At 70.2% G+C, this 15,230-nt stretch carries 14 protein-coding genes; 6 read left to right on the plus strand and 8 right to left on the minus strand.

Annotated elements, in window-relative coordinates:
- Positions 1–99: 99 nt before the first annotated feature.
- The 8 genes from RYJ27_RS09085 to RYJ27_RS09120 form a co-directional block, all read right to left on the minus strand.
- Positions 100–1,215 carry an adenosine deaminase gene (locus tag RYJ27_RS09085; RefSeq protein ID WP_330170002.1) on the minus strand — a complete coding sequence of 372 codons (1,116 nt, stop codon included), beginning with the start codon at positions 1,213–1,215 and terminating at the stop codon, positions 100–102.
- A 35-nt stretch (positions 1,216–1,250) separates the two neighbouring features.
- Positions 1,251–2,564: a thymidine phosphorylase gene (locus RYJ27_RS09090; protein WP_330170003.1), complete on the minus strand. Its 1,314-nt coding sequence runs from the start codon at positions 2,562–2,564 to the stop codon at positions 1,251–1,253.
- Positions 2,561–2,965, minus strand: a complete 405-nt coding sequence (locus RYJ27_RS09095; protein WP_330170004.1) for a cytidine deaminase — start codon at positions 2,963–2,965, stop codon at positions 2,561–2,563. The genes RYJ27_RS09090 and RYJ27_RS09095 overlap by 4 nt, the downstream gene beginning before the upstream one ends.
- A 1-nt stretch (position 2,966) precedes the next feature.
- The gene (locus RYJ27_RS09100) at positions 2,967–4,265 is read right to left on the minus strand and encodes an ABC transporter permease (protein WP_330170005.1); all 1,299 of its coding nucleotides are present in this window, start codon (positions 4,263–4,265) and stop codon (positions 2,967–2,969) included.
- A complete protein-coding gene (locus RYJ27_RS09105) occupies positions 4,262–5,518 on the minus strand; it encodes an ABC transporter permease (RefSeq protein WP_330170006.1) in 1,257 nt (418 codons plus the stop codon). Before RYJ27_RS09105 ends, RYJ27_RS09100 begins: the two co-directional genes overlap by 4 nt.
- Positions 5,515–7,035: an ABC transporter ATP-binding protein gene (locus tag RYJ27_RS09110; protein WP_330170007.1), complete on the minus strand. Its 1,521-nt coding sequence runs from the start codon at positions 7,033–7,035 to the stop codon at positions 5,515–5,517. Before RYJ27_RS09110 ends, RYJ27_RS09105 begins: the two co-directional genes overlap by 4 nt.
- Positions 7,036–7,136: 101 nt before the next feature.
- Positions 7,137–8,246, minus strand: coding sequence for a BMP family lipoprotein (locus RYJ27_RS09115; RefSeq protein ID WP_330170008.1), 1,110 nt, complete (start codon positions 8,244–8,246; stop codon positions 7,137–7,139).
- A 176-nt stretch (positions 8,247–8,422) separates the two neighbouring features.
- The gene (locus RYJ27_RS09120; protein ID WP_330170009.1) at positions 8,423–9,535 is read right to left on the minus strand and encodes a mannose-1-phosphate guanylyltransferase; all 1,113 of its coding nucleotides are present in this window, start codon (positions 9,533–9,535) and stop codon (positions 8,423–8,425) included.
- Between the two features lie 172 nt (positions 9,536–9,707).
- Here RYJ27_RS09120 and sdhC point away from each other — a divergent pair, with 172 nt between their 5' ends.
- Genes sdhC through RYJ27_RS09150 form a run of 6 tightly spaced genes read left to right on the plus strand, consistent with a single transcriptional unit; the run spans position 9,708 to position 15,209 of the window.
- Positions 9,708–10,136, plus strand: coding sequence for a succinate dehydrogenase, cytochrome b556 subunit (sdhC, locus tag RYJ27_RS09125; protein WP_330170010.1), 429 nt, complete (start codon positions 9,708–9,710; stop codon positions 10,134–10,136).
- Positions 10,136–10,597, plus strand: coding sequence for a succinate dehydrogenase hydrophobic membrane anchor subunit (locus RYJ27_RS09130; protein ID WP_330170011.1), 462 nt, complete (start codon positions 10,136–10,138; stop codon positions 10,595–10,597). Before sdhC ends, RYJ27_RS09130 begins: the two co-directional genes overlap by 1 nt.
- Before the next feature lie 40 nt (positions 10,598–10,637).
- Entirely contained in the window at positions 10,638–12,464 is a 1,827-nt protein-coding gene (sdhA, locus tag RYJ27_RS09135) for a succinate dehydrogenase flavoprotein subunit (protein ID WP_330170012.1), read from the plus strand.
- Positions 12,464–13,240 carry a succinate dehydrogenase iron-sulfur subunit gene (locus RYJ27_RS09140; protein ID WP_330170013.1) on the plus strand — a complete coding sequence of 259 codons (777 nt, stop codon included), beginning with the start codon at positions 12,464–12,466 and terminating at the stop codon, positions 13,238–13,240. Before sdhA ends, RYJ27_RS09140 begins: the two co-directional genes overlap by 1 nt.
- A 47-nt stretch (positions 13,241–13,287) precedes the next feature.
- Complete coding sequence (locus RYJ27_RS09145; RefSeq protein ID WP_330170014.1) at positions 13,288–13,998, plus strand: YqjF family protein; 711 nt, start codon at positions 13,288–13,290, stop codon at positions 13,996–13,998.
- Positions 13,995–15,209 (plus strand): YihY/virulence factor BrkB family protein, encoded by a 1,215-nt coding sequence (locus RYJ27_RS09150; RefSeq protein WP_330170015.1) that lies wholly within the window; start codon positions 13,995–13,997, stop codon positions 15,207–15,209. The genes RYJ27_RS09145 and RYJ27_RS09150 overlap by 4 nt, the downstream gene beginning before the upstream one ends.
- Positions 15,210–15,230 lie beyond the last annotated feature (21 nt).

The raw sequence follows: 15,230 nt of genomic DNA on the forward strand, positions 1-15,230 counted from the left end.
TCTCAGCGAGACACCACATCCGCGCCGAGACACCACCCGAGGGCCGGTGTCTCGGCGCGCGTGTGGTGTCTCGCGGTGCGCTCGGCGCGCGACGAGACGCTACAGGTCGAAGCCCTCGGCGATCAGCTCGATGAGCTCCTCCCGCTCCTCCACCGTGAGGAACGCCCCGGCCGCCGCGTTGAGCTGGAAGGCCTGCAGGTCCTCCAGGTCGTAGTCGAAGGCGCGTGCGAGCAGGGCGAGCTCCTTCGTCAAGGACGTGCCGCTCTGCAGGCGGTTGTCGACGTTGACCGTCACGGAGAAGCCCAGCTGATACAGCAGGTCGAACGGGTGGTCGGCGAGCTCCTCGCCCCACGCCTCGATCGCCCCGGTCTGCAGGTTGGAGGAGGGCGAGAGCTCGAGGGTGATCTCCCGGTCGCGCACCCAGCGGGAGAGGTCGCCGAAGGTCACCAGCACCTCATCGCCCGAGCGCGAGACGACGTCGAGATCGGACGCGAGGCGCACGCCGTGCCCGAGGCGCAGGGCACGGCCGTCGATCAGCGCCGAGCGGATCGAGTCCAGGCCCGCAGCCTCCCCGGCGTGCACCGTCACGGGGAAGAACTGCGTCGCGAGGTAGTCGAAGGCGGCGCGGTGGCGCGACGGGGGGAAGCCGTCCTCGGGGCCCGCGATGTCGAACCCGACGGCACCGCCGTCGCGGTGGCGCACGGCCAGCTCGGCGATCTCCAGCGAGCGGTCGGTGTGGCGCATCGCCGTGATCAGCTGACCCACGCGGATGCTGCCGCCGTCGGCGTCGATCGAGTCCTCGCCATCCTCGATCCCCGCCTGCACGGCCTCGACGGCCTCGTCGAGCGTCAGCCCGCCCGCGAGGTGCTGCTCGGGCGCCCACCGCACCTCGCCGTACACGACGCCGTCGGCGGCGAGATCCTCCACGAACTCGCGCGCGACGCGGCGGAGCCCTTCCGCGGTCTGCATGACGGAGGTCGTGATGTCGAAGGTCTTCAGGTACTCCACGAGCGAGCCCGAATCGCTGCGCTCGGCGAACCAGTCGGCGAGGGACGCGGCATCCGTCTCGGGCAGGTCGATACCCGCCTCATCGGCGAGCTCGATGACGGTCGCGGGACGCAGCGCCCCGTCGAGGTGGTCGTGCAGGCTCACCTTCGGCAGCGAGCGCACCGAGACGCCGTCGATGGTGTAGTCGCCGTGGGCGTCGAGGATCATGCGGGTCTCGCCTTCTGGAGGGGTCGTGGGGGGGGTCAGGCCGTGATGCGCTCGACGACAAGCGGGGCGGATGCCGGGGCCGTCTCGCCGATGCTCCACGCTCCCTCCAGCGCGTCCAGCGCTCGGGCGAACCGCGCCGGGTCGTCGGCGGAGAGCGCGAAGACGGGCTCGCCGGCGCGCACCGCGTCACCGGGCTTCTTGTGCAGGTCGATCCCGGCGGCGTGCACGACGGCGTCCTCGGCGCGCGCACGTCCGGCGCCCAGGCGCCACGCGGCGATCCCGAACGGCAGCGCCTCCATGCGGTCGACGATCCCGTCGGCGGTCGCCCTGACGACGTGCGTCTCGCGCGGCGCGGGGAGCGCCGCATCCGGGTCGCCGCCCTGCGCCGCGATCATTCGGCGCCACGCGTCCATGGCGCGCCCGTCGGCGAGGGCGGCCTCGACGTCGGCGTCCGGCCGACCCGCGAGCGCGAGCATCTCGCGCGCGAGGGCGACGGTGAGCTCGACGACATCGGCCGGTCCTCCCCCTGCGAGCACCTCCACCGACTCGCGCACCTCATTGGCGTTGCCGATCGCCCGCCCGAGGGGCGTGTTCATGTCGGTCAGCAGCGCGGTGGTCGCGACCCCCGAGTCGGCGCCGAGGGCGACCATCGTCCGTGCGAGCTCGCGCGCCCGGCCGATGTCCTGCATGAAGGCGCCGGAGCCGAACTTCACGTCGAGCACGAGCGCGTCGGTCCCCTCCGCGATCTTCTTCGACATGATGCTCGACGCGATGAGCGGGATCGCCTCGACGGTGCCGGTCACGTCGCGCAGCGCGTAGAGGCGCTTGTCTGCGGGGGCGAGCCCGGAGCCGGCGGCGCAGATGACGGCGCCGACGCCCTGCAGCTGCTCGAACATCTCGGCGTTCGACAGCGCCGCGCGCCATCCCGGGATCGCCTCGAGCTTGTCCAGCGTGCCGCCCGTGTGACCGAGACCGCGGCCCGAGAGCTGGGGGACCGCAACTCCGAACGAGGCCACCAGCGGCGCCAGCGGCAGGGTGATCTTGTCGCCCACCCCGCCCGTCGAGTGCTTGTCGACCGTGCGCTTGCCGAGCCGCGCGAAGCTCATCCGCTCGCCGGAGGCGATCATCGCGTCGGTCATGACCCGGATCTCCTCCCGCGTCATCCCGTTCAGCAGCACGGCCATCGCGAACGCGGCCATCTGGGCGTCCGAGACGTAGCCGCGCGTGAACGCGTCGACCATCCAGCGCAGCGCGTCGTCCGCGACCGCGCCGCCGTCGCGCTTGCGGCGGATGACGTCGACGGCGTCGAAGGGCTCTATGCCGGATGCCGCGGCATCCGCCCCGCTCACGGCCGGCCCGCCTCTTCGAGGTTGCGCGGGCCGAAGGCGTCGGGCAGGACCTCGTCGATCGTGCGGATGCCGGAGACGGTCTCCAGGAGCATGCCGGGAAGCGCGTGTTCGTAGAGCAGCTGGCGGCACCGCCCGCACGGCATGAGGGTACGGCCGTCGCCGTCCACGCACACGAAGGCGACGAGCTGCCCTCCGCCCGACATCGCCAGCTCCGACACGAGGCCGCACTCGGCGCAGAGCGTGACGCCGTAGGAGGCGTTCTCGACGTTGCAGCCGGCCACGATGCGGCCGTCGGTCACGAGTGCGGCGGCGCCCACGGGGAAGCGGGAGTACGGCACGTACGCCCGCCGCATCGCCTCGGTGGCGACGTGGCGCAGCTCGTCCCAATCGATATCGGTCATGTCATCCCTTGATATACGGCCTGCCCGCTGCGGCGGGTCCGCGGGCGCGACCCACGAGGCCCGCGACGGCGAAGATCGTCACGACGTACGGCAGCATGAGCATGAACTCGCTCGGCACGGGCGAGCCGATCACGCCGAGCGTGTTCTGCAGGTTGGAGGCGAAGCCGAACAGCAGCGCCGCGAGCGTGGCCTTGATGGGGTCCCACTGCCCGAAGATCACGGCGGCGAGCGCGATGAACCCCGCGCCGGCGGTCATCTCCTTGTTGAACGCGCCGACCGAGCCGAGCGTGAAGAAGGCGCCTCCCAGGCCCGCGATCGCGCCGCCGAGAGAGACGTTCCAGAACCGGGTTCGAGCGACGTTGATGCCGACCGTGTCCGCCGCCTGGGGGTGCTCGCCGACCGACCGCAGACGCAGGCCCCACTTGGTGTGGAACAGGCCGATGTATACCAGCACGACGGCCGCGTACATGAGGTACACGATGATCGTCTGCCGGAAGAACATGGGCCCGATCAGGGGGATGTCCGCCAGGAACGGGATGTTGATGCGCTCGAAGCGCGGCGGCGAGTTCAGCGTCGCGGCGTTGGGCGCGAGTAGCTGAGAGAAGAAGAAGCTCGTCAGCCCGACGACGAGCACGTTGAGCACGACTCCGACGATCACCTGGTCGACGAAGTACACGATGGAGAAGGCCGCGAGCACGAAGCTCACGAGCACGCCCGCCACCGCGGCGGCGGCGAGTCCGATCAGGGGCTGGCCCGTCGCGGTCGCGACGACCGCCGACGTGAACGCCCCCGCCAGCAGCTGACCCTCGATCGCGATGTTCACGACGCCGACGCGCTCGCTGATGACGCCGCACAGGGCACCGAAGATGAGCGGCACCGACAGGCTCAGGGCCCCCGCGAGCAGGCCGGCGAGGGGGATGACGTGGATGGATGCCCCGGCGGCCGCCCACGTGAGGAAGGCCGTCATGAACACCCCCGCGAAGACGATCGCGAACCAGATCGGCACGCGGCGCCGTGCACGCACGAGAAGCGCCGACGCGATCGTCACCGACACCAGCAGCACGAGGCAGACCGCCGTCGTGATGCCCGATGCCAAGACGACCTCGGGCAGCTGCACGGCGTCGCCCGCCGCCGAGATGCGGAAGATCGCCTCGCCGTCGTGCGGCGCGAGCACGAACAGCAGCGCGGCGAGGACCGTGATCGCCGCGAAGGCGATGGGCGCCTTCCAGCTGACGACGACGGTCGTGTCGAGCCGGGCGGGAGCGAGTGCGCCATCGGGACGCTCGGCGACGGTGCTCACCGGGCCACCCCCTTCTTGCTGACGATCGGACGTTGCCGGCGCGGAGCGCTGCCGGGTGCGGGCAGGCGGAAGACCGCGCGCACGAGCGGCGGCGCGGCGATGAAGAGGACGATGAGCGACTGCACCACGAGCACGATGTCGATGGGAACGCCCTCCGCAGCCTGCATCGAGAAGCCTCCCGCCTTGAACGCGCCGAAGAGGATGCCAGCGGCCAGCACTCCCCACGGGCTCGAGCGCCCGAGGAGCGCGACGGTGATGGCGTCGAAGCCGATGCCGGCGTCGATGCCGCTCGAGAAGCCCGTCGTGACGGTGCCGAGCACCTGACTCGTGCCGGCCAGTCCGACGAGGGCCCCGGAGATGAGCATCGCGTAGACGTACATCGCCTTGACGTTGATGCCCGCGACCCGCGCGGCGCTGGGGTTCTCCCCCACGGCGCGGAAGCGGAAGCCCAGGGCCGAGCGATCGAGGATCCACCACACCAGCACGACCGAGGCGATCGCGAAGAGGAACCCGAGGTGCAGGTTGTACTGCGGCCCGAGCAGTTCGGGGAAGACGGCCGTCTCGCGCATCGCCGGCGTCGTGGGGTTGTTCGTCCCCGGGGCCTGCAGCAGGCCCGGGGTGCGCAGCATCCACGTGATGAGGTACAGCGCGACGTAGTTGAGCATGATCGTCACGATCACCTCGTGCGCGCCGGTGCGCGCCTTCAGCAGACCGGCGATCCCCGCCCACAGCGCACCCGCGGCGACACCCGCCAGCAGCGCGACCAGCATGTGGATGCCGAAGGGCAGCTCGAACGCGAAGCCGACGTATCCGGCGGCCGCGGCGGCCATGAGCATCTGCCCGCGTCCGCCGATGTTGAACATGCCGACCCGGAAGGCGAGTGCGACGCCGAGCCCGGCCGCGATGAGCGGCGTCGCGAAGGTGAGCGTCTCGGTGAGGGGCCGGATGCCGGCGGCGAACTCGGGGCGGCGGAAGTTGTACACCGCGCCCTGGAAGAAGGCGGAGTAGGCGCCGGCCACGGCCTCCCAGACCGCCACGAGCGTGTCACCCGGCCGAGCGAAGAAGTAGCCCGCGGCCTGCTGCACGCCCTCGTCGGTGAAGGCGATCATGACCGCGCCGACGACGAGGGCCATCACGACGGCGAGCACCGAGATGATGGCGTTGCCGGTCGTGATCTCCTGCAGCGCGCGATGCCAGCGCGAGGGCTCCTCCGCCGGCGGCGTCTGCGCCGGCGGGGTGACGGTCTGGCTCATGCCGCGGCTCCCTCGAGATTCGGGGCTTCGCCCGCCATCATCAGTCCCAGCACGTCGCGGGGCGTGTCGCCCGGGACGATGCCCACGACACGGCCCCGGTACATGACCATGATCCGGTCGGCGAGCGCCGTCACCTCGTCGAGCTCGGTCGAGACGACGACGACGGGAACCCCGGCATCCCGCGTCGCCACGATGCGCTTGTGGATGAACTCGATCGAGCCGACGTCGACGCCGCGGGTCGGCTGGGCGGCGACGAGCAGCCGCAGCTCGCGGCTGAGCTCGCGGGCCAGGACGACCTTCTGCTGGTTGCCGCCGGAGAGGCGACCCACCTTCGTGTCGATGGAGGGCGTCCGCACGTCGAACTCCTCGACCTTCTCGCGGGCGAACTCCGACAGCACGGAAAGCTGGAGCACTCCCGCCTTCACGAACGGCTCGCCGTCGGAGCGGTCGAGCATGAGGTTCTCGGAGACGGAGAACTCCCCCACGAGGCCGTCCTCCTTGCGGTCCTCGGGGACGAAGCCGACGCCGGCGTCGAGCACGCGGCGCACGCTCGCACCGACCAGCTGCTTGCCGTCGAGGACGACGGAGCCCCGCACGTGGGGCTGCAGGCCGACGAGGGCCTCCGTGAGCTCGGTCTGGCCGTTGCCCTGCACGCCCGCCACGGCGAGGATCTCGCCGGCGCGCACCTGGAAGCTGACGCGGTTGAGCACGACGTGCCCGGTCGGGTCGATCACGGAGAGGTCCTCGACGGCGAGCGCGGGCTCGCCGAGCCGGGGGGCGTCCTTGTGCACGGTGAGCTCGACGGCGCGCCCGACCATCAGCGAGGCCAGCTCGGCGTTGGACGCGGTGGGGGATGCCTCCCCCACGACCTTGCCGAGGCGGATGACCGTGATGCGGTCGGCGACCTCCCGCACCTCGCGGAGCTTGTGGGTGATGAAGACGATGGAGGTGCCGGACTGCTTCAGCTGGCGCATGATCGCCATGAGCTCGTCGGTCTCCTGGGGCGTGAGCACCGCGGTCGGCTCGTCGAAGACGAGAACCCGCGCGTCGCGCGAGAGCGCCTTGATGATCTCGACCCGCTGCTGGACGCCGACGGGGAGATCGTCGACGAGGGCGTCGGGGTCGACGTCGAATCCGAAGCGATCGGAGATCTCGCGCACCTTCGCGCGGGCGGCGGCGAGGTCGAGTCGTCCGCCGAACCGGGTCTGCTCGTGGCCGAGCATGACGTTCTCGGCGACCGTGAAGACGGGGATCAGCATGAAGTGCTGGTGGACCATGCCGATGCCCGCGCGCATCGCATCGCCGGGGCCCGCGAAGTGCTGCACCTCGTCGTCGAGGAGGATCTCTCCGGCATCCGCCTGATACAGCCCGTAGAGGACGTTCATCAGCGTCGACTTGCCCGCCCCGTTCTCGCCGAGAAGGCAGTGGATCTCACCGGCCCCGACGGTGAGGTCGATGTGGTCGTTCGCCACCAGAGACCCGAACGTCTTCGTAATCCCGCGAAGTTCGAGCTTCATGCTCCCGATCCTAGTTGTGGGTGGGGTGGATCCGGCGAGGGGTCCGGTCCAAGAAGAAGGGGAGGCCGGCTCGCGCCGACCTCCCCTCGAAGGTGCCGTGCTTACTCGGCCAGGTACGACTCGACGGCGATCTCGCCGGCGATGATCGCGGCCTGCAGCTCCTCGATCTTGGTGGCGAGCTCCGCGGGAACCCGGTCCTCCCAGTCGTGGAACGAGGCGATTCCCACGCCCTCGTTCTCGAGCGTGCCGACGAACGGGGTCGGGTCGAAGTTGCCGTTGCCGGCCTCGACGATCGCCTCGTGCACCGCGACGTCGATGCCCTTGAGCACCGAGGTCAACAGCAGGTCGCCGACCGAGGGGTCGGTCTCGTACACGTCGGCGTCGACGCCGATGAGGGCGATCTCACGACCCGAGTCGCGGATGGCGGCGGCGGCCGACTGGTAGATCGGTCCGCCGACGGGGAGGATGATGTCGGCGTTCTGGTCGATCAGGCCCTGCGCGATCTGGCGCGCGGTGTCGTTGGCCTCGAACCCGCCGGTGAACGAGCCGTCCTGCGCCTCGCGGTCCCAGCCGACGACCTGGACGTCGGCGCCCATCTCCTCGTTGTAGTAGTCCACGCCCTGCGCGAAGCCGTCCATGAACACCGAGACGGTCGGGAAGTTCTGGCCGCCGAAGGTGCCCACGACGCCCGTCTGCGACACACCCGCCGACAGGTAGCCCGCGAGGAACGCGGCCTGGGCGGTGTCGAAGATGAGCGGCTTGATGTTCTCGGCGTCGGTCGTGCCGTCGAAGTCCTGGTCGACCGTGTCGTCGATCGAGACGTACTCGACATCGGGGTTCGCCAGCGCGGACTCGAGCGCGGCGGGCGCGAGCGCGAACCCGACCGTCACGATCGTGTTGCAGCCCTGGTCGACGAGGTTCTGCAGGTTCGCGTTGTAGTCGGTCTCGGCCTGCGACTCGACCTCCGTGTACTCGACGCCGAGCTCCTCGGCCGCCGCGACCATGCCCTCGAAGCCGAGCTGGTTGAAGGACTTGTCGTCGAAGCCGCCGAAGTCCGACACCATGCAGGGCAGGTAGTCCAGCGCCTCGCCGCCGTCGCCGCCGTCGGTCTCCTCCGGCGCCGAACCACAGCCGGCGAGCAGCGCGGCGGTGGAAACCAGTGCCAGACCGCTGAACGCGGCCTTCTTGGTGATCCTCACTGTGTCCTCCATAAAGACTCGTGAGACCCCGACCGATCCGGGATCTGCCGACGAAACGTTACCCAATGTTGCGCTCCGTTCCCGCCGGATCGGCCCCGCGAAACCCAATGGTTATAAAAGACGCGATTCCGCGCCACGCAGGACGCAGTATCGCCGGTCCGCGGCGACGGAGGCGCGATCGAGGGCGCTCAGAGCACGTCGCCCCGCCCGGTCAGCTTGAGCGCGTCCACGACGCCCTTCACGCGCTGCGCGTGCTCGCTCGTGGTGACCAGGAGCGCATCCTCCGTGTCGACCACGACGATGTCCTGCACGCCGATCAGGCTGATGACGCGCGAGGTCTGCGAGACGAGGATGCCGCTGGAGGCGTCCGAGAGCACGCGGGCGTTCTGGCCGAGGATCGCCAGCTCGTTGCGCCCGTGGGAGTTGAGCTTGGCGAGGCTCGCGAAGTCGCCGACGTCGTCCCAGTCGAAGTGGCCCGGGATGACGGCGAGGCGACCGCGCTCGGCGGCCGGCTCCGCGACGGCGTAGTCGATCGCGATCTTCGTCAGCCGCGGCCAGACGCGGTCGACCGCGGGCCCGCGGCGCTCGCGGTCGTCCCACGCCTCGGCCAGCTCGATGAGCCCCGCGTGCAGCTCCGGCTGGTTGCGCGCGAGCTCGTCGAGCAGCACGTCGGCACGCGAGATGAACATGCCCGCGTTCCACAGGTAGGAGCGGTCCGCGAAGTAGGACCGCGCAGTCTCCAGGTCGGGCTTCTCCACGAATCGCTCGACGGTCGCCGCCTCGGGGGCGCCGTCGACATCGAGCTCACCCGACTTCTTGATGTAGCCGAAGCCCACGGACGCCTCGGTGGGCTGGATGCCGATCGTGCAGATGTAGCCGGCGCGCGCGACCTCCACGGCCTGCTGGACGGCGAACTCGAACGTGCGGGTGCCGCGGATCACGTGGTCGGCGGCGAACGAGCCGATGATGACGTCGGGCTCGCGGGCGACGAGGATCGCGGCGGCGAGCCCGATGGCGGCGGCGGAGTCGCGCGGCTCGGACTCGAGGAAGACGTTCCTGTCGGCGATGTCCGGCAGCTCCCGCTCGACGGCGGCGCGGTGCGCGCGCCCCGTGACGACGGCGATGCGGTGCTCGCCCGACAGCGGGGCGAGGCGATCCCACGTGTCGCGCAGGAGGGTCTGACCGGAGCCGGTCAGGTCGTGGAGGAACTTGGGGGCGTCGGCGCGCGAGAGGGGCCAGAGCCTGCTGCCCACTCCCCCCGCGGGGATCACGGCATAGAAGTCGTCGAGTGGGTGAGCCATGCAGCCAGCGTAGCGATCGGGGCGGCACCCACAGTGGGCGAAGGTATCTCGATGTCGAGAGAGTTAGGCGGACCTAATCGCCATCCGGCGGCGCCGCCGACATAGGATGGCGGGGCGCCCGCGCCGTCCGGCGCTCGCGCGTGGCACCTCGCATCGATCAGGGAGGACGATCGTGTCTTCAGCCACCCGCCTGGCACCGACGGTCTCGGAGACCACGTCCAAACGACCCGCGGGCACTCTGTACCGCGGCCGTGAGGGAATGTGGTCGTGGGTGCTGCACCGCATCACCGGTGTGGCGATCTTCTTCTTCCTTCTCGTGCACGTGCTCGACACCGCGCTCATCCGCGTCTCCCCCGAGGCCTACGACGCGGTCATGAGCACCTACAAGAACCCGATCATGGGGCTCGGCGAGGTCGTCCTCGTCGGGGCGATCGCCTATCACGCCTTCAACGGCCTGCGCATCATCCTCGTCGACTTCTGGTCGAAGGGCGCGAAGTATCAGCGCCAGCTGTTCTGGGGTGTGCTGGGGGTCTGGGCCGTGACCATGGCGGCCTTCACGCCGCGTCACCTCATCAACGTCTTCACGGGAGAGGGACACTGATGACCACCGCCGACGCGCTCGCCGCGCCCCGCTCCCCCCGCCCCGCCGCCCCACGCCGCCGCGGCGTCAACCTCGAGAAGTGGGGCTGGATCTACATGCGCGCCTCCGGCGTCGTGCTGATCGTGCTGATCTTCGGACACCTCTTCGTGAACCTCATGCTCGGCGAGGGCATCAGCGGCATCGACTTCGGCTTCGTGGCCGGAAAGCTCGCCAACCCGTTCTGGCAGTGGTGGGACGTGCTGATGCTCTGGCTCGCCCTCATCCACGGCGCCAACGGCATGCGGACGATCACGAACGACTACGTCACCAACCCGACCGCGCGGAAGGTCCTCGTCTGGGCGATCGCACTTTCGGCGGCGTTCCTCATCATCCTCGGCACGCTGGTCGTCTTCACCTTCGACCCCTGCATCGGCGTGACCCCCGACAGCATCCTGTGGGAGCAGTGCCGGGCCGCAGCCTGACACCGACCGCCCGACGATCAACGAAGAGGCAATCAAGACCGTGACGACCCCAGCCCCGACCGGGACCGCGCCGACCGGCGTGCACCACCACCAGTTCGACATCGTCATCGTCGGCGCCGGCGGCGCCGGCATGCGCGCCGCGATCGAGGCGGGCCCGCACGCGAAGACCGCGGTGATCTCCAAGCTGTACCCCACGCGCTCCCACACCGGCGCAGCGCAGGGCGGAATGGCGGCGGCCCTGGCGAACGTCGAAGAGGACTCGTGGGAGTGGCACACCTTCGACACCGTCAAGGGCGGCGACTACCTCGTCGACCAGGACGCGGCCGAGATCCTCGCGAAGGAGGCCATCGACGCGGTCATCGACCTCGAGAACATGGGCCTGCCCTTCAACCGCACCCCCGAAGGCAAGATCGACCAGCGCCGCTTCGGCGGCCACACCGCCGACCACGGGAAGTCGCCCGTGCGCCGCGCATGCTACGCCGCCGACCGCACCGGCCACATGATCCTGCAGACGCTGTTCCAGAACTGCGTCAAGCTCGGCATCAACTTCTTCAACGAGTTCTACGTCCTCGACCTCATCACGACGAAGGATGCCGCGGGCAAGACGCAGGTCGCCGGCGTCGTCGCCTACGATCTCGCGTCCGGCGAGCTGCACGTCTTCCACGCCAAGGCCGTGATCTTCGCCACGGGCGGCTTCGGCAAGATCTACAAGACGACCTCGAACGCCCATACGCTCACCGGCGACGGCGTCGGCATCGTGTGGCGCAAGGGCCTGCCGCTCGAGGACATGGAGTTCTTCCAGTTCCACCCCACCGGGCTCGCGGGCCTCGGCATCCTGCTCACCGAGGGCGCCCGCGGCGAGGGCGCGATCCTGCGCAACGTCTCGGGCGAGCGCTTCATGGAGCGTTACGCCCCCACCATCAAGGACCTCGCGCCCCGCGACATCGTCAGCCGATGCATGCAGCAGGAGGTCGCCGAAGGCCGCGGCGCCGGCCCGCACCGCGACTACGTGCTGCTGGACTGCACGCACCTGGGCGCCGAGGTGCTCGAGACGAAGCTCCCCGACATCACGGAGTTCGCCCGCACCTACCTGGGGGTCGACCCCGTCGTCGAGCCCGTTCCCGTCATGCCCACCGCGCACTACGCGATGGGCGGCATCCCCACCAACGTCGCCGCCGAGGTGCTCGCCGACAACGAGACCGTCGTCCCGGGGCTCTACGCCGCCGGCGAGTGCGCGTGCGTGTCGGTGCACGGATCGAACCGCCTCGGCACCAACTCGCTGCTCGACATCAACGTCTTCGGCAAGCGCGCCGGCCGCAACGCGGTCGAATACGTCAAGACGGCCGACTTCGTGCCGCTGCCCGAGAACCCCGCGGGCGCCGTGCACGACATGATCGAGGGCCTGCGCGCCGGCACCGGCACCGAGCGCATCGCCGTGCTGCGCAAGAAGCTGCAGGACGAGATGGACAAGGGCGCCCAGGTGTTCCGCACCGAGGAGTCGCTCACGCACGTGCTCGGCGTCATCGAGGAGCTGCGCGAGCGCTACCGGAACATCCACGTCGACGACAAGGGCAAGCGGTTCAACACCGACCTGCTCGAGGCCGTCGAGCTCGGCTTCCTCCTCGACATCGCCGAGGTCGTCGTCGTCACCGCCCGCAACCGCAAGGAGAGCCGCGGCGGACACATGCGCGACGACTTCCCGGGGCGCGACGACGAGGCCTACATGAAGCACACGATGGCCTACCTGAGCGGCGACCCGAACTCGTCGACGGCGGACGACCACATCCGGCTCGACTGGAAGCCCGTCGTCTTCACGAAGAACGAAGCCGGCGAGTTGCGTTACCCGCCGTTGGAGAGGAAGTACTGATGTCCCAGGCGATCGTCGACTCCGCTGAGGCACCGGCCGAGCCCGAGGTCACGGCCGACACCGGCATCCAGTCGTTCCTCGTCACCTTCATCGTGCGCCGCTTCGACCCCGAGGTCGACGAGGAGCCGCGCTGGGTCGACTACGACGTCGAGATGTACTCCACCGATCGTGTGCTCGACGCGCTGCACAAGATCAAGTGGGAGGTCGACGGGTCGCTGTCGTTCCGCCGGTCGTGCGCCCACGGTATCTGCGGGTCCGACGCGATGCGCATCAACGGCCGCAACCGCCTGGCGTGCAAGACGCTCATCAAGGACCTCGACATCTCGCGGCCCATCTATGTCGAGGCGATCAAGGGCCTGCCGCTGGAGAAGGACCTGATCGTCGACATGGAGCCGTTCTTCGCCTCCTACCGCGAGGTGCAGCCGTTCCTCATCTCCAACTCCGCGCCGGAGCCCGGCAAGGAGCGCGTGCAGTCGATCGCCAACCGCGAGATCTTCGACGACACCACCAAGTGCATCCTGTGCGCCGCGTGCACGTCCTCGTGCCCCGTGTTCTGGACCGACGGGCAGTACTTCGGCCCGGCGGCGATCGTCAACGCGCACCGGTTCATCTTCGACTCGCGCGACGACGCGGGCGACGTTCGTCTCGACATCCTCAACGACAAGGAGGGCGTGTGGCGCTGCCGCACGACCTTCAACTGCTCCGAGGCGTGCCCCCGCGGCATCCAGGTGACCAAGGCGATCGCCGAGGTCAAGCAGGCGGTCCTGCGCGGCTGATGCCCGCCCACCCGCACGATGGCCCGCCCCTTCCGGGACGGGCCGTCGTGGGTCAGGTCTGGAGCGACCTGGTGTTCCTCCACTGGCGTGCGGACCCCGAGCGCGTCGCGCCCATGATGCCGGCGGGCGTGCGCCCCGACGTCATCGACGGGGCCACGTGGGTGGGGCTCATCGGCTTCACCCTCGCCGACCACCGGTTCCTGCCGCTGCCCGCGGTGCCCGTCTGGGGCACCTTCGTCGAGATCAACGTGCGCCTGTACTCGATCGATGCCGCGGGGCGCCGCGGCGTGGTGTTCCGATCGCTCGACGCGTCGCGGCTCGTGTCGGTCCTGGCTGCACGAGCCCTGTTCGGGCTGCCGTACGTGTGGTCGCGCACGCGTCTGCAGCGCACGGAGAGCGCGTGGGAGTTCACCGCGACACGGCACCGGAGCGGAGCCCGGACGGCCTTCCGGGTCGCCGCGACCGAGGAGCCCGACGACTCCCCCGAGGCGCGATGGCTCACCTCCCGGTGGGGCTTCCACGAGACGCGCCGCGGACGCACGATCTACGCGCGCAACACCCATCCGGCGTGGCAGCCGCTGCGGGGCAGGCTGCTGCACCTGGAGGATTCTTTCGTCGCGGCGGCGGGGTTTCCCGGCCTCGCCGACCGGCGTCCCGATTCGGTGCTGGTCGCCCCCGCGCCGATGCCCACGCTCTTCTCCCGCCCCACGACGATGAGACGGACGGATGACGGGGGCGTCGCTAGCCTGGAGCGGTGACCGATCGCCCGAGCCCTGACGCGTCCGCCGAGGACGACGGGGCGACGCAGTGGCGTGCGAGGTGGGAGAGCGCGCAGGATTCGCTGCGCACGCGGCTCGAGGAGCCCGTCGAGACGGCCACCCGCATCACGCGCCGGACGCTGGCGTGGTTCCCCATCCGGGTGTGGCGGCACTTCCTGCGCCACAACGGGTTCCTCCTCGCGGCCGGCGTGAGCTATCAGGCGCTGTTCGCCATCTTCGGCGTCATCTACCTCGCCTTCGCGACCGTCGGGCTGTGGCTCGGCGCCAGTCGGACGGCGATCGAGGGCCTGATCTCGGTCATCAACGACTACATCCCGAACCTCATCAGCGAGCAGGGTCTCGTCACGCCCGAGCAGGTCGAGGCCGTCGCGACGAACAGCGCCAGCACCCTCGGCATCACCGGCGCGATCGCACTCGTCATCGTCGTGTGGACCGCGATCGGCTTCATCACCTTCGCCCGGCGGGCCGTGCGCGACATCTTCGGTCTCCCGTTCGACACCCGGTCCTATGTGCTCCTGAAGGCGCGGGACCTGCTCGCCGCCGTGGTCTTCGGTGTCGCCCTGCTGGTCGGTGCGGTCATCGGAAGCATCGCGACGTGGGCGCTCGGACTGCTGTTCGCGCTCTTCGGCCTCGAAGACCTCAGCGCGCTGTCGAACGTGCTCGCGCGCATCGCCTCGCTGCTGGTGTCCTTCGCGATCAACGGCGCCGCGCTGGCGGCGATGTTCCGCTTCCTCACGGGCGCGGCCCTGCCGTGGGCGCGCATCTGGCCCGGGTCGCTCCTGGGCGGCGGGGCGATCGTCGTCCTGCAGGTGGGCGCCGGCCTGCTGCTGAGCTACACCCCCTCCAACCCCCTGCTGGCGACCTTCGCCGTGCTCATCGGGTTCCTGCTGTGGTTCCGCCTGAACAGCATCGTCATCCTCGTGGCCGGCGCGTGGATCGCCGTCGCGGCATCCGACCGCGACCTCGAGATCGCCGAGCAGACCGCGGAAGAGCGCGCCCGCGCCGAGTACGACGCCCTGCTGCTGGCCGCCGAGGTGCGGCTGCGCGAGGCGCGCGCCGCCCGCGACGCCGCGCCCTGGTACCGGTCGTGGGCCGCCGCGAGGCGGGAGGGCCGGGCGGAGGAGGAACTCGCGCGCATCCGGGAGACGCCGCCCCCGCCCGTGCGCACGGGCGGCGTCTTCGACTTCTGAGGGGGTGTCGCCGGCCGCGCA

The organism is Microbacterium limosum, assembly GCF_036324365.1.
GTDB lineage: Bacteria > Actinomycetota > Actinomycetes > Actinomycetales > Microbacteriaceae > Microbacterium > Microbacterium limosum.

Coding starts and splice junctions, on each gene's coding strand:
- RYJ27_RS09085 (WP_330170002.1), bottom strand. CDS start 1,215: ATGATCCTCGACGCCCACGGCGACTACACCATCGACGGCGTCTCGGTG.
- RYJ27_RS09120 (WP_330170009.1), bottom strand. CDS start 9,535: ATGGCTCACCCACTCGACGACTTCTATGCCGTGATCCCCGCGGGGGGA.
- RYJ27_RS09095 (WP_330170004.1), bottom strand. CDS start 2,965: ATGACCGATATCGATTGGGACGAGCTGCGCCACGTCGCCACCGAGGCG.
- RYJ27_RS09110 (WP_330170007.1), bottom strand. CDS start 7,035: ATGAAGCTCGAACTTCGCGGGATTACGAAGACGTTCGGGTCTCTGGTG.
- RYJ27_RS09105 (WP_330170006.1), bottom strand. CDS start 5,518: ATGAGCCAGACCGTCACCCCGCCGGCGCAGACGCCGCCGGCGGAGGAG.
- RYJ27_RS09115 (WP_330170008.1), bottom strand. CDS start 8,246: ATGGAGGACACAGTGAGGATCACCAAGAAGGCCGCGTTCAGCGGTCTG.
- RYJ27_RS09140 (WP_330170013.1), top strand. CDS start 12,464: ATGTCCCAGGCGATCGTCGACTCCGCTGAGGCACCGGCCGAGCCCGAG.
- RYJ27_RS09130 (WP_330170011.1), top strand. CDS start 10,136: ATGACCACCGCCGACGCGCTCGCCGCGCCCCGCTCCCCCCGCCCCGCC.